Source organism: Phenylobacterium sp., assembly GCF_004799515.1.
Classification (GTDB): domain Bacteria; phylum Pseudomonadota; class Alphaproteobacteria; order Caulobacterales; family Caulobacteraceae; genus Phenylobacterium.
The window spans coordinates 182988-200261 of the sequence record NZ_SSMX01000046.1; the positions used below are offsets into that span (position 1 = coordinate 182988).

A 17274-nucleotide genomic window follows, 5' to 3' on the forward strand; every position below is an offset into this window, starting at 1 on the left:
GGAAAATTTCATGAAGCCGGTGTAGCTTGTCCTCTGGAGGACCAGGAATGGACGGATCACACGTCCCCGGACCCCGGCGGCGGCCCCCGGAAGGTGGCTATGCCCGCGGCGCGGAAACCCGGGACCGGATCATCGAGGCGGCTTACGTCGTCTTCGCCGAGGAGGGCTATCTGGGCGCCTCGACCCGCCGGATCGCGGCGGAGGCCGGCGTCAACCCACCGGCGCTGCAGTACTATTTCGACAGCAAGGAAGGCCTGCACAAGGCCTGCGCCGAGGCGGTCGTGGCCCATGTCGCCGGCCAGCTCTCCGAGGCCACCCAGGCCGCCCAGGCGGCGCTGGACGCCCCTGACCGGGCGGGCGCGGCGCCGGCCCTCGCCGACCTCGTCGTGCGGCTGGCCGAGGTGGCGATGGCCGAGGCGGAGACCGAGGCCTGGAGTCACTTCCTCAACCGCTGCCAGGCCGACGACTCCGGGCCGGCGTTCGAGATCATCGAGGCGGGGATCTCCGCCCCGTTCAAGAGCCTGGTGATCGGCCTAGTCGCCAAGACGCTCGGCCTTCCCGCCGCCGATGAAGAGGCGCGGCTGCGCGGCATCCTCCTGATGAGCCAGCTCAACGCCTTCCACACCCACCGTGAGAAACTGCTCGCCCTCCTCGGGTGGGAGGACTTCGCCGGCGAGCGCGCCGCCGAGGCCATGGCGGTGCTGCGCGACCATGTCTATCGGCTGACGGCGCCGCGCGGCGCCTAGCGACCGCGCCGCGGGCGCCGACCCCGGTAGAATCCTGACGGGCGCTGTACGATCTTGCTGCGCCGGCGGTAATCCGTCATCCCGGAGGCTTATGGCGAGCGGGAACGGGGTTCTCCATGAAGCGGCTCACGATCGACCGGAGCTTTCTGCTGGAGGCCGCCTGGCGCGCCCTCGTCTTCATCGTGGCCCTGGTCATCCTGATCGTCGTCACCACCCGCTGGAACGGCTGGCAGGGCCGGACGGGCTGGCAGAGCACCGACGACGCCTACCTGCAGGCCGACATCACCCCGATCGCCGCCAAGGTCGCGGGCTATGTGCGCATCGTGCCGGTCGCCGACTTCCAGCGGGTGCGCGCGGGGCAGCTGGTCGCCGAGATCACCGACGATGACTACCGCACCGCGCTGGCCCAGGCTGAAGCCGGCGTGGCGGCGGCGAAGGCCCAGGTAGCCGCCCTGTCGGCGCAGGAGACCCTGCAGGGGGCCAATGTCGCCGCGGCGGCGGCCCAGGTGGCCAGCGTCTCGGCGAACCTGGCGCAGAACGGCCGCGACGTCGCCCGCCAGCACCGCCTGGTGGCGGGCGGCTCTTCTTCGGCGGAGGCCGGCGAGCGGCTGGACACCACCGGCCAGCAGCTCTCGGCCCAGCTGGTCCAGACCCGCGCCCAGGCCGATGCGGCCCGCAAGCAGCGCGATGTGCTGGCCGCCCAGCGGGAGCAGGCGCAAGCCTCCGTCGCGGCCCAGACGGCCAGCCTGCAGCAGGCCCGCCTCAACCTCGGCTACACCCGCATCATCGCCCCGGTGGACGGCGTGCTGGGCCAGCGCCAGGTGCGGCCCGGCCAGTTCGTGGGCGTTGGCGGCCAAGTCGACACCGTCACGCCCCTGCCGCACGTCTGGGTGATCGCCAACTACCGCGAGACCCAGCTCACCCACATGGCGGTGGGCCAGAAGGCGGAGGTGCGCGTGGACACCTTCCCCGGCCGCGTCCTGCGCGGGCATGTGGAGGCCTTCGCGCCGGCGTCGGGATCGCAGTTCGCGCTGCTGCCGCCGGACAACGCCACCGGCAACTTCACCAAGGTGGTGCAGCGGGTTGCGGTGAAGATCGCCCTGGACGACGTCGCGGGCCTGGGCGACGGGCTCCGGCCCGGGCTCTCGGTGGTCGCCCGGATCGACGCCGAGGCGCGCAGATGAGCGGCGCCCCTCCGGCCGATCCCGCGCCCGCCGCGCCCGCGCCGATCCCCTGGCTCGGCCTGGCCGCCGTCCTGCTCGGCACCTTCATCTCGACCCTCAACGGGCGGCTTTCCACCTTCGGGCTGGCCGATATCCGCGGCGCGCTGCATGCCGGCTTCGACGACGGCGCCTGGATCACCACGGCCCAGACCGTGGCCCAGATGCTGATCGCCCCCGTGGCGGTCTGGGTCGGTGGCGTCTACGGCCCCCGCCGCGCGCTGCTGGAAGCCGCTCTGGCGTTCGCGGTGGTTTCGGCGATCATCCCCTTCTCCGTGAACCTGCCGATGTTCCTGGGCCTGCAGTTCATGAGCGGCCTCGCCTCGGGCTTCTTCGTGCCGCTCACCCTCGGCTTCATCCTGCGGGCCCTGCCGCCGAAGTTCTGGGCCTACGGGGTGGCGATCTATGCGCTGAACCTGGAGCTCTCCCTCAACATCTCGGCGTCGCTGGAGGGCTGGTACGTCGACCACATGAGCTGGCGGTGGATCTTCTGGCAGAACGTGCCGCTGGCGCTGGGCATGGTGGCCTGCCTGCACTTCGGCATCGCGCGGACGCCACCGCCGCCGAACCCGCCGCGCGCCGACCTCTTCGGCCTGGCGGCCGGCGGCATCGGGCTGGCGTTGATCTACGCCGGCCTCGACCAGGGCAACCGCCTGGACTGGCTGCACTCCGGCGTGGTGGTCGCCCTGCTGGCGGCCGGCGGCCTGCTGGTCGCGGGCTTCCTGCTGCACGAGAGCCGCACGCGATATCCGGGGGTCAACCTGAAGGTGCTGTTCGCGCCGCCCCTGCCGCGGCTCCTGATCCTGGTCGCCTTCCTCAGGCTCACCATCCTGTCGACCGCCTATCTGATCCCGCAGTACTTGCAGGCGGTGCGCGGCTACCGGGCGCTGGAGGTGGGCGAGACCTTGGTGTGGATCGCCGCGCCGCAGCTGGTGTTCTGCCCGCTGGCGGCGCTTTTCCTGCGCCGCACCGACCCGCGGCTGGTCGCCTCGATCGGCTTCATCTTCGTGAGCCTGGCCTGTGTCCAGGTGGCCCGCAACCTGACCCCGCTCTGGGGGTCGGAGCAGTTCCTGCCGAGCCAGCTGCTGCAGGCGATCGGCCAGAGCTTCGCGCTTTCCGGCATCCTGTTCTTCGCGGTGCTGCACCTGCGGCCGGAGGATGCGCTGACCTTCGGCGGCGCCGTCCAGACCGCGCGGCTGATGGGCGGCCAGCTGGGCCAGGCCTTCGTGGTCACCCTGACCCGCGTCCGCACCCAGACCGCCTCCAACCTGATCGGCCAGCACGTCCGGATCGGCGACGGGGCGGTGATGGACCGGCTGGGCGCCTATGCGGCGGTGTTCCGGCGCACCAGCGACCCCACCGCCGCCCTGGGCAAGGCCGCGACCGCGCTGGCCGGCATCGTCCGCAGCGCCGCGGCGACGCAAGGGGTGATCGACAGCTTCGTGGCGGTCGGCGCCCTGACGGCCATCGCCCTGATGCTGGTGGTGGCGCACAAGCCGGCGCCGATCGGCCCCGCCTCGCACCTGCCGCTCTTCGCCTCGCAGCGGAGGGCCGTCCTGTGAGCGCCCGGCGCCGCCTTCCCCGCGCCCTGGCGGCGCTGGCGGCCACGGCGCTGGCCGGATGCGTCGTGGGCCCGAAGTATGCGCCGCCGGCCCCGCCCGACGGCGCGGCCGCGCCGCTGGCGGCCGCCACGCCCACGGCCGCCGGCCCCGCCGCGCCGCCCGACGCCTGGTGGCGGCTCTACGCCGACCCGCGCCTGGACGCCTATGTCGCCGAGGCCTTCGCCGCCAACACCGACCTCAAGGCCGCCGACGCCAACCTCTCCGGCGCCAAGGCCGTGCTGCAGGCCGCCCGCGCCGGCCGATATCCGGGAACGACGCTGAACTCCGGGAGCGTCTATGGCCGCGACCCGGCGACCGACGAGATCCTGGAGATCGACGGCCATAAGCCCGAGAGCATCTGGCTCTACGAAGACACCTTCGAGGTCTCCTACGAAGTCGACCTGTTCGGGCGGGTCCGCCGCGCCGTGCAGGCCTCCCGCGCCGACGCCCAGGCCACCGCCGCCGCCCGCGACCTGGTCAAGACCACCGTGGCCGCCGAGACAGCGCGCGCCTATGGCGAGGTCTGCGCCCTGGGCGCCCAGCTCACCGTCGCCCGCCGCGCCTTCGACCTGACCACCCGCGAGGCGCAAATCACCCGCCAGCGCCGCGAGGCGGGGTCCGGGACCCAGTTCGACGTGGCCCGTTCCGAGGGCGTGGCCGCCCAGGCGCGGGCCGCCATCCCGCCCCTGGAAGGCCAACGGCGCGCGGCGCTGTTCCAGCTGGCCGCGGTGCTGGGCCGCACGCCGGCCAAGGCGCCGCAGGAGGCGCTGGCCTGCGAGGCGCCGCCCAAGCTCACCGCCCTGATCCCGGTCGGCGACGGCGCGGACTTGCTGCGCCGCCGGCCGGACGTCCGCGAGGCCGAGCGCCGGCTGGCCGCCGCCACGGCGCGGGTGGGCGTCGCCGCCGCCGACCTCTATCCGCGCGTGGCGCTGCGCGGCTTCTACGGCGGCGCGGCGGTCACGCTCGCCGACCTCACCCGCAACGCCGGCCTGGTCTGGGGCGTCGGCCCGTCGATCAGCTGGACCTTCCCCAACCAGGCCGGCCCCCGGGCCCGCGTGCGCCAGGCGCAGGCGGGCGCCGCGGCGGCCCTCGACGGCTTCGATTCCGTGGTGCTGCGGGCGCTCAAGGAAACCGAGCAGGCGCTGGCGCTCTACAGCGCCGAGCTGGACCGCCGCCAGGCCCTGGGCGACGTCCAGGCCCGCGCCCAGGAGGCCTTCCGCCTGGCGCGTGGCGACCTGGAGGCCGGCGCGATCAGCCCCCTGGACGTGCTGGTCGCCGAGCAGACCCTGATCGCGGCCAACGCCGCGGTGGCGCAATCCGACGCCGCCCTGGTGCAGGACCAGATCGCGGTGTTCAAGGCCCTGGGCGGCGGCTGGCAGGGCCAGGCCTGAGGGCCCGCGCGGTCAGGCGCGCTTTCGGGGCGGCCTAGAACCAGCCCCGCCACTTGAACCACACCAGTGGGAGGATGGCGCTGAGCGCGATCACCGCCAGACCGTAGGGATAGCCGAACGACCAGTCGTATTCCGGCATGGTCTTGAAGTTCATCCCATAGATGCCGGCGATGAGGGTCGGCGGGATGCCGACGATGGAGACGATGGTCAGGAACTTGAAGACCTCGTTCTGGGCGATGCCGATCAGCCCGACCATGGCGTCCAGCAGGAACTGGATCTTGTCCGAGAGGTGGACCTGGTAGTCGCTGAGCGAGGCCACGTCCTGGCGCAGGCTGCGCATCCTGGGCTCCAGGCCGCCACCGAACCAGTCGGTGGTAAGCTCGCAGGCGAAGTCCACCGCCCGGCCTATGCCCAGGAGGGCGGCGCGGGTCTCGGACACGCGGTCCCCCAGACGCCCGACCTGCCGCAGCCGGCCGCGGATCTCGCGGTTGGAGCGGATCGCCGCGCGGCCCTCGCTGTCCGGCACGTGGAAGATCGCGGTGGAGATGCCGTGCAGATCCGCCGCCACCTGTTCGAGGTCGTCGGCCAGACGGTCGGTGATCTCGTCGCAGAGCTCGACGAACACCTCCAGGCCACAGGTCGGCCGCGCCGCCGGATCGTCGAACCGCTTCGCCACCGCGTCGAAGGACTGCAGGGGCGCGTAGCGCAGGGTCACCAGGCGGTCGCGCGACAGCACGAACCCCACCGGCGCCGCCTGCGCGCCGCCGGCCTCGAGATGGGCGACCATGGGCACGCTCATGGTCAGGACCCCGTCACGGACCTGCAGGCGGCTGGACCGCTCGATCTCGCTGAGGCGGTCGCGGGTCGGCAGGGTCACGCCCAGCCGCCGCTCGGCCTCGGCCAGTTCAGCCGCGTCGGCGTCCCAGAGATCCGCCCAGATCGGCGGCGGTGGGCTGGAGGTCCCGCCAGACGGCTGGGGCGGGGGTTGGGGAAAGAAATTCAGCATCCGGCGACGCCCTTCCAAAACTACAGCCCTGCAGCCGAAATCGCCTGACGGGCAGCGCCGCGGACGACCCCGCCACAAGGTTCCCGCACGACGTCAGAAGCCGTCTCCCACCCCGCGGGTCAAGCGCGCCGCGATGCGCACGCCTCGACTCACAGCAGACTGTCGGCTGGCTGAAGCATTCAGGCCTTGCGGAAGGGCTGCTTCCCGGCCGATAGGCGCAGGCCCGCGACGTCGCGGCGAACAGATGGATCCTGATGCTCTCCCAACGCGGTCGCTACGCCCTGAAGGCGCTTCTCCATCTCGGCCGCAGCGACGGCGAACCGCGCGGGGTGACCGCGATCGCCGCCAGCGAACAGATCCCGCGGAAGTATCTCGAGGCGATCATGTCCGAACTGCGCCGCGCCGAGCTGGTGGACAGCACGCGCGGCTGGTCCGGCGGCTACCGCCTGGCGCGGCCGGCGGACCTGATCACCTTCGGTGAGGTCATCCGCCTGACCGACGGGCCGCTGGCCCTGCTGCCCTGCGCCAGCCGCAACTTCTACAAGCGCTGTGAGGACTGCGCGGACGAGACCGGCTGCGCCCTGCGCCGGGTGATGGCCGGCGTGCGCAACCAGGTCGCCGAGATCCTGGATCGGACGACCCTGGCCGACGCCATCGCCGGTTCGCCCGCCAGCCGGGCGATGCTCGAGGCGGCGCCAGGCGACCCGGCTTAGGCGACGGGCGAGCTAGAAATTCTGAGCGGGCTTCAACGAGAAGTGCCGTGGCCTCAATCCATATCTCGTGAATAGGCTTTGATCCCAGCCGACGCCGCTTCTCCGACGTCGCCGTTGTCGAAAGGGATCGTCATGAGCGTCGCCGAACTGCAGCCCCGCGAAGCCCAGGTTCGGGCCGGATCGAAACTTGTCGTGGAGCCGGTGACGCCGGTCATCGGCGCCGAGCTGTCCGGCGTCGACCTGCGCGAGCCGCTGGACGCGGCCACCGCCGCCGACATCCAGGCGGCCCTGCACCGCTGGCGGGTGGTCTTCTTCCGCGGCCAGGACATCACCCACGACCAGCTGAAGGCGTTCGGCCGCGCCTTCGGGCCGCTGACGCCGGCGCATCCGATCTCGGAGGGCCTGGAAGCCCATCCGGAAATCTGGGAGCGGCAGGTCGGCGAGTACCGTGACCGGCGCAACGAGAACGACAACCTGAAGCCCGGCCGCCGCCGCCCGCGCGACTACAAGGGCTGGCACATCGACATCACCTTCGTCGCCAACCCCAACCGCTATTCCATCCTGCACGGTGTGCAGATCCCGCCCTATGGCGGCGACACCCTCTTCACCAACCTGATCGCCGCCTATGAGGGCCTGTCGCCGAAGGTCCAGCGGTTGATCGACGAGCTGCAGGCGGTCCATCAGACGACCGGCTCCGAGTTCGGCGGGCCCAATCGTGCGCCGCGACGCGACGGGCGCGCCACGGGCCCCTTTGTCTCGCTGCATCCCCTGGTGCGCGTCCACCCGGAGACCGGCGAGAAGCTCCTGTTCCTCAACCCCAGCGTCATCACCCACATCCCGGAGCTGAAGGAGCCCGAGAGCCAGGCCCTGCTGGACCTGCTGTTCTATGAAGCCACCCGGCCAGAATACCAGGCGCGCTTCCGCTGGGCGCCCAACTCACTGGTAGTCTGGGACAACCAGGCCGTCGCCCATGCCGGCCCCATCGACTACCAGCATTTCGACCTGCCCCGGGTGGTGCGCCGCATCACCGTGGCCGGCGAGCTGCCCATGGGCGCCGACGGCTTCACGTCGCAGGCGCTCGAAGGCGAGCTGTTCAACGTGATCGGGTGAACGCCGCCGGCCGGCCCGCCGCTCCTCCCCCTTTGGCGGCGGGCCGTTCCCTTTCCTCCCTTTGCAGGGCTCTCCGCGTGATCCGCGCCGGCTACCTCGCCATCGGCCTGCTCGCCCTCTCGGCGGGGCTATCGGTCTATGCCGCGACCCGTGCGCCGGGCCCGCAGGCCGCCGCCGCCGCGACCGCCGGGCGGCTACCCCTCGATGCGCCCCTGCCGACCAGCGTGCCGCCGGGCGTGACGCTGGCCATCGGCGACCCGGTCACTCAACACGTGCTGGAGCACACCGGCTGGATCAAAGACCTGCCGTTCAAGGTGAAGTGGGCCGAGATCACTGGCGGCCCGGCGGTGACCGAGGCCTTCCACGCCGGCGCCCTCGACGTAGGCTCGGTGGCCAACATCCCGCCGATCCACGCCATCTGGGTCGGCCTGCCGGTCAAGATGATCGCCGTGCGCTTCCGCGCGGACCCCGAGGCCTTCCCGTCCTACGAGCTCGCGATCTCGCCCAAGGCGCATGTGGACTCGCTGAAGGACCTGCGCGGCAAGCGCATCGCCTACAGCCCCGGCCAGGTGCAGGGCGAGGTCGTCCAGCGGGTGCTGCAGGCCCAGGGCCTGAGCGCCAGGGACGTCACCTTGGTGGAGCTGCCGAGCACCTCGGCCGACATCTACGTCAACGCGCTCTCCGCCGGCCTGATCGACGTCGCGCCCCTGGGTACGGCCGCGGCGCTGAAGCGCTATCTGGAACGCTTCGGGCCGCAAGGCGCCAAGGCGCTGAACACCGGCGTGCGCGACGATTTCGTCACCATGTACGTGCCGGAAAGCACGCTGAAGGACCCCGGCAAGGCCGCCGCCCTGCGGGTCTGGGTGCAGGTCTGGGCCCGCGCCCAGGCGTGGATCAACCAGCATCCCGATGAGTGGGCCCGCGTCTACTACGAGGGCGACCAGGGCCTGTCGCCGCAGGACGCGCGCTACACGGTCGAGGCGCTCGGCCGCACCGTCGTGCCGCGCGACTGGACCGAGGCCATCGCCCGCGAGCAGGCCTCCATCGCCCTGATGGCCGAGGCCACGCACCACGCGCCCTTCGACGCCCACCGCCTGTTCGACCGCCGTTTCGAGACCCTGCCCGCCGACGCCTTCGCTCAGGCGGGTGGCGGCGCGCCCAGCCTCGCCGCCCGCTGAAAGGACGACCATGCGCGCCCACAGCCCCGCCCTGTCGACCGCCGTCCTGGAGCGGCCCACCGCCCCGGCGCCCGCGCTCCGGCCAACCGCCGCCGCCGCGCCGCCACGGCCCGTCCGCCGCCTAGGCGTACCGCCGGCCGATCCCTTGGGCTGGCTGCTGGGCCCAGCCCTGCTGCTGCTGGTCTGGACGCTGGGGTCCATGAGCGGCCTCGTCGACGCCCGGGTGCTGCCCGCCCCCTGGGCCACGGCGTCGACGGCCCTGGACCTGATCCGCGAGGGCCGGCTGCAGGCCAACCTGGCGATCTCCGCCTGGCGCGCCGCCCAGGGCCTGGCCTTCGGCGTGGCGGCGGGCGTCCTGGTTGCCCTGGCCTCGGGCCTGAGCCTCTGGGGCGGCTACGTCTTCGACGGCCTAGTGCAGGTGAAGCGCTCGATCCCGACCCTGGCCCTGATCCCGCTGCTGATCCTTTGGTTCGGCATCGGCGAGACCATGAAGGTCACCGCCATCGCGATCTCGGCCTTCATCCCGATCTACCTCAACACCCACGCCGCCCTGCGTGGCATCGAGACCCGCTACGTCGAGCTGGCCGAGACCCTGGGCCTCGGCCGCTGGGCCTTCGTGCGGCAGGTGGTGCTGCCGGGCGCCCTGCCCGGCTTCCTGCTTGGCCTGCGCTTCGCGGTGATGGCCGCCTGGCTCGCCCTGGTGGTGGTCGAACAGCTCAACGCCACCAGCGGCATCGGCTATATGATCAACCTGGCGCGGACCTACGCCCAGTCGGACATCATCGTCGTGGGCCTGGTGGTCTACGCCCTCCTGGGCCTGACCTCCGACCTCGCCGTGCGGCAGATCGAAACCCGCGCGCTCGGCTGGCGGCGGACCTTCGGCCGATGAACGCGCCCTTCGCCCCGCCGCCCCAATCCCTGGCGTCCCAATCCCTGGCGTCCGAGCCGGTCGTCCGGGTCCGCGGCCTCAGCCGGCGCTTCACGGCCAAGGGCGTCCTGAACGGCGTCGACCTGGACATCCGCCGCGGCGAGTTCGTAGCGCTCCTGGGCCGCAGCGGCTGCGGCAAGAGCACCCTGCTGCGCGCGCTCGCCCGCCTCGATCATGAGGCCGAGGGCGGCGGCGAGATCGTCGTGCCGGAACGCCGCTCGGTGGTCTTCCAGGACGCCCGGCTGCTCCCCTGGAAGCGGGTGCTGGACAATGTGGTCCTGGGACTCGGCGGGGCCGACGCCCAGGCCCGCGGGGTCAGGGCCCTGCTGGAGGTGGAGCTGCCGGGGCGCGAGGACTCCTGGCCCTACGAACTCTCAGGCGGCGAGCAGCAGCGCGTGGCGCTCGCCCGCTCGCTGGTGCGCGAGCCGGAGGTGCTGCTGGCCGACGAGCCGTTCGGCGCCCTGGACGCGCTCACCCGCATCCGCATGCACGCGCTCCTGAAGCGGCTGTCCGAAGCGCACCGGCCGGCGGTCCTCTTGGTGACCCACGACGTCGACGAGGCCATCGAGCTCGCTCACCGCGTGGTGATCCTGGAGCAGGGCCGCGTCGCCGCCGACATCGCCGTCGACCTGCCGCCCGAAGACCCTGAGCGCAGCGTCCGTTTCGCCGCCCTGCGCCGCCAGTTGCTGGGCCGGCTCGGCGTCGCCGAGCGTGAACCCACGTCCCATCCCGCCGAACCCGGAGACCGCCATGACCCGACAGCCTAGGCTCATCCTCGCGGCGTTCGGCGGATGAGCGCCACCCTCCACGACTTCGCCCAGCACGCCACGCCGTCCCGGCAGGCGCTGCGCAAGGTGCTGCATGCCGCGCCCGCCCATCCCGCCTGGTCGCCGCGCCCGATCCCGCACGACGTCATCGAGCAGCTGCACGCCCTGCTGGCGCTCGGGCCCTCGCTGGTCGACGCCTCGCCGACGCGGGTGCTGTTCATCGCCAGCGACGGGGGCAAGCGGCGGCTGTCGCCCTATCTGGGCGATGCGGTGCGCGAGGAGGCCCTGGCGGCGCCGGCCTGCGCCCTGATCGGCTACGACGTGGACTTCGCCGAACAGCTCGTCGAGTTCCTGCCGCGCGCCGCCGCCGGCCGCAGCTGTCTGGAAAACCCCGAGGTCGTGCACGAGATGGCCTCGCGCAACGGCATGCTGCAGGGCGCTTATTTGATCGTCGCCGCGCGCGCCCTGGGCCTCGAGGTCTCGGTGCTGTTCGAGTTCGACGTCACCGGCGCCTCCTTCGAGTTCTTCCGCGGTCAGCGGGTGCGGGCCAACTTCCTTTGCGCCCTCGGCTACCCGGCGGACTGAGGGAGCGCGGCATGGACTGGCGCCAGGACCTCGCGGACTACGACCGGGCCAAGGCCGGGATGGCCCAGGCCGAAATCCTGCTGGCGGACAGCCTCGCCGCCTTCGGCGCCGCCCGCGACGGCGCACATCGCCTGCAGGACCTCTCGCCCGCCATCCTGGGGGTGGAGCTCGCGCGGCGCCGGCTGCGCGTACGGGTCCGGCGCTTCGAGGCGGCCGAATACCGCTTGACCGGCGGACGGCCGATCGACGAGGTGCTCTGGTCCCTGCCCGACGATCCTTGAAGGACCCGCCGATGTCGGACACGCTGCCGGTGATCGATATGGAGCCCCTGTTCGCGGGGTCCGAAGAGCGCGTCCTGGTCGCCGGCCAGATCGCCGCGGCCTGCGAGGCGCACGGCTTCTTCTACCTGGTGGGCCACCGGATCGCCCCCACCGTCCTGCGAGACCTAGAGGCCGAGAGCCGCCGCTTCTTCGCCCTGCCGCAGGCGGCCAAGATGGCCATCGGCATGGCGCGCGGCGGCCGGGCCTGGCGCGGCTATTTCCCGCTCGGCGGCGAGCTGACCTCCGGCCGCCCGGACCTGAAGGAAGGCCTCTACCTGGGAACCGAGCTGCCGCCGGACGATCCGCGCGTCCGCGCCGGCCTGCCGCTGCACGGCGCCAACCTCTGGCCGCCGGAGCTGCCGGGCCTGCGGGCCGCGGCGAACGCCTACATGGCGGCCGCGACCACGGCGGCGGCGGTGCTGATGCAGGGCGTCTCGCTCAGCCTCGGCCTCGACGCGGACTTCTTCGCGCGGACCTACACGGGCGACCCGACGGTGCTGTTCCGCATCTTCCACTATCCGGCGAGCGGCCCAGCCGGGACCGACTGGCGCGGGAGCTGGGGTGTCGGCGAGCACACCGACTACGGCCTGCTCACCCTGCTCGCCCAGGACCGGCACGGCGGCCTGCAGGTGAAGACCCCGGGCGGCTGGATCGACGCGCCGCCGATCGAAGGCGCTCTGGTCTGCAACATCGGCGACATGCTGGAGCGGCTGACCGGCGGCCGGTTCAGGTCGACGCCGCACCGCGTCCGCAACCTCAGCGGCCAGGACCGGCTGTCCTTCCCGCTGTTCTTCGACCCGGATTTCCGCGCGCACATGCATCCGCTGCCCGTCGCCGCCGTCGACGCCGCGCGGATCGAGGCCGACCGCGCCGAGCGCTGGGACCGCGCCAGCGTCCACGCCTTCGAAGGGACCTACGGGGACTACCTGCTGGGCAAGGTCGCCAAGGTCTTCCCCCAGCTCACCGAGAACGCCCTGGGCTAGGCGCGGCGTGCGCCGGCGCCCCGAACCGGCGGCGCAAGGCATAGGCGGCCATCAATCCGGCAAGGCTCACGACGCCGAGGGCCAGCGGCCAACGCTGGTCCGGGATGAAGGCCATGGCGCCCAGGATGGCGACCATGGCGGCGATGGCGAGATAGGTGAGATAGGGAAAGCCCCACATCCGCAGGGTCAAGGTCTCCGGCGCCTCGCGTTCCAGGCGGCGGCGCAGGCGCAGCTCGGACAGCGCGATCAGCAGATAGACGAAAAGCGCGACCGTTCCGTAGGACTTGATCAGGAAGGCGAACACCAGGTCGGGCGAAACGTAGGACGCAACCACCGCCCCGAACCCGAAGACCGTCCCGGCCAGGATCGCCCGCCGGGGCACGCCGCGCGCGCCGATCTTCGCCAGCCCCTGCGGCGCGTCGCCGTTGCGGGTCAGCGAGAACAGGATCCGCGACGAGGCGTAGAGGCCGGAGTTCAGCGCCGACAGCACCGCGGTCAGGATCACCGCGTTCATCAGGTGCGCCGCCGCCGGCAGGCCCATCAGGCTGAGCGCGCTCACATAGGGCGTGGCGATGGCGCTGGAATCCCAGGGCACGATGGCGACCACCAGCAGGATTGACCCGACGTAGAACACCAGCACCCGGCCAATCACCGAATTGGTGGCGCGGGCCACGGCGACGGCCGGCTCGCGGGCCTCGGCGGCGGCGATGGTGACGATCTCGGCGCCGAAGTAGAAGCCGGTCGCGGCCACCGCCCCGGTCAGCACCGGCAGGATCCCGTGAGGCATGAAGCCGCCGTGCGCGCTCAGGTTGGCCACATGCGGCGTCCAGCCCGGCCAGGCGCCGCAGACGAACAGGGCGCCCAGCACCAGGAACAGGGTGATGGCGGCGACCTTCACGGATGACAGCCAGAACTCGAACTCGCCGTAGGCGCGCACCGAGACCAGGTTGCTGACGGTCATCGCCAGCATGAGCAGCCCGGCCAGCAGCCACTGCGGCGCCTGCGGCAGCCAGAAGCGGATCAGGTCGGCGCCGGCGATGGCCTCGATCGCCACGACGATCACCCAGAAGTACCAGTACATCCAGCCGGTGAGGAAGCCGGCGAAGTCGCCGAGCGCGCTGCGGGCGTATTCGTAGAATGAGCCGACGGTCGGCTGGGCGACGGCCATCTCGCCCAGCATCCGCATCACCAGGATGACCAGGCCGCCGGTGATCAGGAAGGAGACCGCCGCCGCCGGACCGGCCGACTGGATCACCACCCGGCTGCCGACGAACAGCCCCGCCCCGATCACCCCGCCCAGGGCGATCATGGTCATGTGGCGTCGTCTCAGCGTGTGCCGCAGGCCCTCGCCCGGATCGCCTGAAGCGGTCGGTTCCATCACTGCCTCTCCCACGTCCCGATCGCCACCGATGGCCAGTTGGCGCCCACCGGATCGCCGACTTCAACACGAGGCGGCCTTCCGCGCGCGGAATTTCAGGAGGCCTCACGCGGTCGGCGACACCGGCGCTACCCGCCAGGCTGGGCGCAAGGAAAAGGGGCAGGCCGTGAAGCCTGCCCCCTCCTGCCGGTTCGACGATCGCGCTCCGGAAGACCGAAGCTCGGCGTCTTACGGGTTGCTGGCGGTCTGGGGAGTTCCCGCCGCCGGCAGGGCCGTCAGGCCGAACAGGTTGCGGATGTCCGGGCTGCCGTTGCCGAAGATGTAGTTGTACCCCGCGGGCGGCGCGGAGGAGTAGACGCCGTCAAAGCCGGGAAGGTTCATGTGGTAGTATTGCATGGCGGCCGGCGCACTGGCCCCGCCCGCGGCGATCTGCTGCGCCGCGAGTTGATACAGACCGAAGTTGAGATTGCCGACCCGGCCCCCGGCGGCTTGGTCGAGCAGGGCGACGGCGCCGGCGAACTCCGGCGCGGCGACCGAGGTGCCGATGAAGCCGAACCGGAACCCGACGCCATTGGAGCCGGACGGCGCGCCGATGGTGACCACCACGGAAGCCCGGTCGGGTCCGCAGGGCAATTGGCTGATGCCGCCCGGGCAACCGCCGACCAGCATGCCGATGTCGGGCTGGGTGCGGAACTTGGTGGATCCGGTGTTCACCACCGACTGATAGCTCGGTTGCGGGAAGATCGTGCCGACCCCGCCGCCGGCGCCCCAGTATTGCCCGTTGATGTTCACCCCGATGCCGAACTCGTCATAGGGAATCTCCGGATCGCCGAAGCCCTGCTCGCTCACATAGGTTGAGTCGAGGCTCCCCGACGTGAAGCTGGTGATCAGGTTGCCGCCGCCGACCGAGGTCACATTGGGGTCGCCGGAGGGCGTCGAGACCCCCTTGCCGGCGGTGACCGCCGGGCCGTTGAAGCTCGCCACGAAGTGCGGAATGATATTGACCGAGGGGCAGCCCGTGCCTCCTTCGTCGCCGGAGCTGGCGATGAAGGTGATGCCCTCAAGGCTCCCGAATTCGAAGATCTCGTCGTAGAGCTGCAGAGTCGAGGTGAAGTCGTAGCCGTTGTTGTAGTTGGCCGTATAGAAAAGCTCGCATTCACCGAAGGACGACGAAACGACGTCATAGGCGCCCGAGTCGACGATCGCGACGTAAGCGTCGATGATGTGCTGGTCGCTCAGATCCGGAATGCTGAACTGGGTGACCGTCGCGCCGGGCGCGCCGCCCAGCACCATCTGCACATCGAGTTCGGCCTCGTCCGTGCCGCCGTCGTTGAGGCCGCCGTACGATCCGCCGCCGTCGATCGGCTGGTAGATGAAGGTGGGCGGGGGCTTGCCGGTCGTGGCGGTGAAGCCCTCGTGGTTGAACATCGCCGCGACGTCTTCGTTGCGGGCGGAGGCCTCCATCACGATGGCCACGTTGATGCCGGTGCCGTCCAGGGCGCCGTAGGCCGGATAGTCGTAGGCCTGCTTCAGGTCGTTGTAGTTGTAGGAGCCCACCGGGCCATTGCGGTTGGCGGGGACAGGCGCGGGCGTCATCGCGCTCTGCGGCTTGTGCTCCGGCACCCCGGCGAAGGTCGGGATGACCGCGCCGGCCAGGGATTGCGGGACGACCACCTTGCTGCTGGCGATAATCCGGGGATTGCCGTTGGCGGTGGTCACGGTCTTCAGCGCGACCTGCAGGGTCTTGGTCACCGCCGACGCCGGACCGGAGACGTCGATGGACCGCAGGTGCGTGGCGGTGACGGTCAGGCCGGCGGCGGTCAGGGCCGCCTGCGCCTGGGCCATGGCGGCCGGCGTCGGACCGAATTGCGCGGCCACCTGGGCCGGCGTCAGCCACTTGTGATAGCTCGCCGAGCCCTTGGTCTGCTGCGCGGTGAGCAGGGCCTGCATGGCCGCGGTATTGCGCAACGGCAGGTAGACCGAGAAGCTGACGGTCTGGGTGGCCGGAACCGGCGTGGCGGCGCTGGTCAGCGTCGTCGCGCTGGCGACCCCGCAGGTCCCCAGGACCGTCGTCGCCATCAGCGCGCTAGCAAAGATATGTCTTTTCATAGCCCCAGCCCTTCGTTGAGAAAACCGCAGCGGATCTGGAGCGCCACCCGATAGTGCTGGACTGGCGCCCAGACGCCCCCTTTTGCAAAACGGTAGTTTACGGTTAACCCCGGCGCAAGTAGGTCACGCGGCATTTCGGTGACAGCCTAGTTATCGCCGTCTGAAAGCGTAGTATCAGAGCACGCAATCGCGCCTTGGCGCGCCTACGGCACAGCTTGCCGCAATTTGGCGGGCTAACATTTCCATGATTTCTCCTCTCAGGCGAGTAGATGGACGTCGGCGACCCGACGTAAGGCGTTATTGCACAAGAAAAAACCTGCGCGCGCCTGAGAAGCGACCCGAATTCCACTGTCGCGTGTCAGCACTTGTCGCAATCCCGCCGCAATGCTAGCCATCATTCTTAACGGGTTCTAACCGATCGGCGTCGGCCGCAAGGCGACGGTTACAGGGGGTGTCAAATGCGTAAGATCATCAACGGGTTGTTGGCTGCGGCCGCGGTGACCCTGCTGACCTCGGCGCCGGCCATGGCGCAGGTCACGGAAACCCTCGTCGAAGGCAGCGGCTGGAACACCTTCGATTTCGGCGACACCGTCAATTTCCCGGCCTTCCAGGACTTGTTCGGCGATACCATCACCTTCGACTTCACCGTCGCCGCCACGACCACCCTGCGCATCACCGACGGCTACAATGACGGCGACCAGTTTTCGGTGACCCTCAACAACCTGACGGCGGCCACGACCGAGACGCTGGACACGTCGACGCCGATCTTCGACGGCAACAACATCTTCGACAACTGGAGCGCGGTCTTCGACGAACCCGGTCTGGGCGTGGAATACAGCCACCTCACCCTGACGCTGGACCCCGGCGTCTACTCGCTCACCGGCGATGCTATCCAGTCGCCGTTCGGCGCGGGCCAAGCGGCGATTGAGCTCGGCACGCTTCCCGCGGTGCCTGAACCCAGCGTCTGGGCGCTGATGCTGGTAGGCTTCGGCGGCCTGGGCGCGATGCTGCGCCGACGCAAGGCGCTGGCGGCCATGCCGGCCTGACGCCGGACCAGCCACGGATCTGCAACGCCGCCGGCCGCAAGCCGGCGGCGTTTTCCGTTGGGGGTCCAACCGGGAGCCGCGGCCTAGGGTGTCGTTTCCAAGAAGGTTGTTCACCCTGGCCGAGGGCGTGAGGCCGGCGATGCCGGCGTGGGGTCGGGTGAGGTTGTAAGCGTCGGTCCATGGCCCGATGGCC

Annotated in this window: 16 protein-coding genes; 13 read left to right on the forward strand and 3 right to left on the reverse strand. The window is 71.0% G+C overall.

Translation table 11 applies throughout. From position 1 onward, the window contains the following. The first annotated feature begins 47 nt into the window (after positions 1 to 47). The 4 genes from E8A49_RS18465 (at position 48) to E8A49_RS18480 (ending at position 4958) form a co-directional block, all read left to right on the forward strand. On the forward strand, positions 48 to 746 hold the full coding sequence (locus tag E8A49_RS18465; protein ID WP_293384954.1) for a CerR family C-terminal domain-containing protein: 699 nt from the start codon (positions 48 to 50) through the stop codon (positions 744 to 746). Between the two features lie 116 nt (positions 747 to 862). Beyond that, positions 863 to 1930, forward strand: a complete 1068-nt coding sequence (locus tag E8A49_RS18470) for an HlyD family secretion protein (RefSeq protein ID WP_293384957.1) — start codon at positions 863 to 865, stop codon at positions 1928 to 1930. Continuing rightward, on the forward strand, positions 1927 to 3528 hold the full coding sequence (locus E8A49_RS18475; protein ID WP_293384960.1) for an MFS transporter: 1602 nt from the start codon (positions 1927 to 1929) through the stop codon (positions 3526 to 3528). The genes E8A49_RS18470 and E8A49_RS18475 overlap by 4 nt, the downstream gene beginning before the upstream one ends. After that, entirely contained in the window at positions 3525 to 4958 is a 1434-nt protein-coding gene (locus tag E8A49_RS18480) for an efflux transporter outer membrane subunit (protein WP_293384963.1), read from the forward strand. The genes E8A49_RS18475 and E8A49_RS18480 overlap by 4 nt, the downstream gene beginning before the upstream one ends. A 34-nt stretch (positions 4959 to 4992) precedes the next feature. Here the strand turns inward: E8A49_RS18480 and E8A49_RS18485 are convergent, their stop codons facing one another. Beyond that, positions 4993 to 5964, reverse strand: a complete 972-nt coding sequence (locus E8A49_RS18485; protein ID WP_293384966.1) for a magnesium transporter CorA family protein — start codon at positions 5962 to 5964, stop codon at positions 4993 to 4995. A gap of 254 nt (positions 5965 to 6218) precedes the next feature. Between E8A49_RS18485 and E8A49_RS18490 the strand changes: the two genes are divergently transcribed. From E8A49_RS18490 to E8A49_RS18525, 8 genes are all read left to right on the forward strand, one after another. Beyond that, the gene (locus tag E8A49_RS18490) at positions 6219 to 6677 is read left to right on the forward strand and encodes an Rrf2 family transcriptional regulator (protein WP_293384969.1); all 459 of its coding nucleotides are present in this window, start codon (positions 6219 to 6221) and stop codon (positions 6675 to 6677) included. A 132-nt stretch (positions 6678 to 6809) separates the two neighbouring features. Continuing rightward, a complete protein-coding gene (locus E8A49_RS18495) occupies positions 6810 to 7787 on the forward strand; it encodes a TauD/TfdA family dioxygenase (RefSeq protein ID WP_293384972.1) in 978 nt (325 codons plus the stop codon). A gap of 77 nt (positions 7788 to 7864) precedes the next feature. Then, complete coding sequence (locus tag E8A49_RS18500) at positions 7865 to 8965, forward strand: ABC transporter substrate-binding protein (protein ID WP_293384975.1); 1101 nt, start codon at positions 7865 to 7867, stop codon at positions 8963 to 8965. A gap of 10 nt (positions 8966 to 8975) precedes the next feature. Next, positions 8976 to 9854 carry an ABC transporter permease gene (locus E8A49_RS18505; protein WP_293384978.1) on the forward strand — a complete coding sequence of 293 codons (879 nt, stop codon included), beginning with the start codon at positions 8976 to 8978 and terminating at the stop codon, positions 9852 to 9854. After that, positions 9851 to 10660, forward strand: coding sequence for an ABC transporter ATP-binding protein (locus tag E8A49_RS18510; RefSeq protein WP_293384981.1), 810 nt, complete (start codon positions 9851 to 9853; stop codon positions 10658 to 10660). The genes E8A49_RS18505 and E8A49_RS18510 overlap by 4 nt, the downstream gene beginning before the upstream one ends. 24 nt (positions 10661 to 10684) lie before the next feature. Then, positions 10685 to 11245, forward strand: a complete 561-nt coding sequence (locus E8A49_RS18515; RefSeq protein ID WP_293384984.1) for a hypothetical protein — start codon at positions 10685 to 10687, stop codon at positions 11243 to 11245. Between the two features lie 11 nt (positions 11246 to 11256). Continuing rightward, positions 11257 to 11526 carry a hypothetical protein gene (locus tag E8A49_RS18520; protein ID WP_293384987.1) on the forward strand — a complete coding sequence of 90 codons (270 nt, stop codon included), beginning with the start codon at positions 11257 to 11259 and terminating at the stop codon, positions 11524 to 11526. 11 nt (positions 11527 to 11537) lie between these two features. After that, positions 11538 to 12548, forward strand: coding sequence for a 2-oxoglutarate and iron-dependent oxygenase domain-containing protein (locus E8A49_RS18525; protein ID WP_293384990.1), 1011 nt, complete (start codon positions 11538 to 11540; stop codon positions 12546 to 12548). Here the strand turns inward: E8A49_RS18525 and E8A49_RS18530 are convergent. After that, positions 12526 to 13926: an amino acid permease gene (locus E8A49_RS18530; RefSeq protein ID WP_293384993.1), complete on the reverse strand. Its 1401-nt coding sequence runs from the start codon at positions 13924 to 13926 to the stop codon at positions 12526 to 12528. The genes E8A49_RS18525 and E8A49_RS18530 overlap by 23 nt on opposite strands. 228 nt (positions 13927 to 14154) lie before the next feature. After that, the gene (locus tag E8A49_RS18535; protein WP_293384996.1) at positions 14155 to 16005 is read right to left on the reverse strand and encodes a protease pro-enzyme activation domain-containing protein; all 1851 of its coding nucleotides are present in this window, start codon (positions 16003 to 16005) and stop codon (positions 14155 to 14157) included. 488 nt (positions 16006 to 16493) lie between these two features. On the opposite strand from E8A49_RS18535, the gene E8A49_RS18540 reads away from it, so the two are divergent. After that, a complete protein-coding gene (locus E8A49_RS18540) occupies positions 16494 to 17081 on the forward strand; it encodes a PEPxxWA-CTERM sorting domain-containing protein (RefSeq protein ID WP_293384999.1) in 588 nt (195 codons plus the stop codon). The last annotated feature ends 193 nt before the right edge of the window (positions 17082 to 17274 follow it).

Bases quoted from the DNA above. Each gene is read 5' to 3' on its own strand.
- E8A49_RS18465 (WP_293384954.1), top strand. From the start codon at position 48: ATGGACGGATCACACGTCCCCGGACCCCGGCGGCGGCCCCCGGAAGGT.
- E8A49_RS18470 (WP_293384957.1), top strand. From the start codon at position 863: ATGAAGCGGCTCACGATCGACCGGAGCTTTCTGCTGGAGGCCGCCTGG.
- E8A49_RS18475 (WP_293384960.1), top strand. From the start codon at position 1,927: ATGAGCGGCGCCCCTCCGGCCGATCCCGCGCCCGCCGCGCCCGCGCCG.
- E8A49_RS18485 (WP_293384966.1), bottom strand. From the start codon at position 5,964: ATGCTGAATTTCTTTCCCCAACCCCCGCCCCAGCCGTCTGGCGGGACC.
- E8A49_RS18490 (WP_293384969.1), top strand. From the start codon at position 6,219: ATGCTCTCCCAACGCGGTCGCTACGCCCTGAAGGCGCTTCTCCATCTC.
- E8A49_RS18495 (WP_293384972.1), top strand. From the start codon at position 6,810: ATGAGCGTCGCCGAACTGCAGCCCCGCGAAGCCCAGGTTCGGGCCGGA.
- E8A49_RS18505 (WP_293384978.1), top strand. From the start codon at position 8,976: ATGCGCGCCCACAGCCCCGCCCTGTCGACCGCCGTCCTGGAGCGGCCC.
- E8A49_RS18510 (WP_293384981.1), top strand. From the start codon at position 9,851: ATGAACGCGCCCTTCGCCCCGCCGCCCCAATCCCTGGCGTCCCAATCC.
- E8A49_RS18515 (WP_293384984.1), top strand. From the start codon at position 10,685: ATGAGCGCCACCCTCCACGACTTCGCCCAGCACGCCACGCCGTCCCGG.
- E8A49_RS18520 (WP_293384987.1), top strand. From the start codon at position 11,257: ATGGACTGGCGCCAGGACCTCGCGGACTACGACCGGGCCAAGGCCGGG.
- E8A49_RS18525 (WP_293384990.1), top strand. From the start codon at position 11,538: ATGTCGGACACGCTGCCGGTGATCGATATGGAGCCCCTGTTCGCGGGG.
- E8A49_RS18530 (WP_293384993.1), bottom strand. From the start codon at position 13,926: ATGGAACCGACCGCTTCAGGCGATCCGGGCGAGGGCCTGCGGCACACG.
- E8A49_RS18535 (WP_293384996.1), bottom strand. From the start codon at position 16,005: ATGGCGACGACGGTCCTGGGGACCTGCGGGGTCGCCAGCGCGACGACG.
- E8A49_RS18540 (WP_293384999.1), top strand. From the start codon at position 16,494: ATGCGTAAGATCATCAACGGGTTGTTGGCTGCGGCCGCGGTGACCCTG.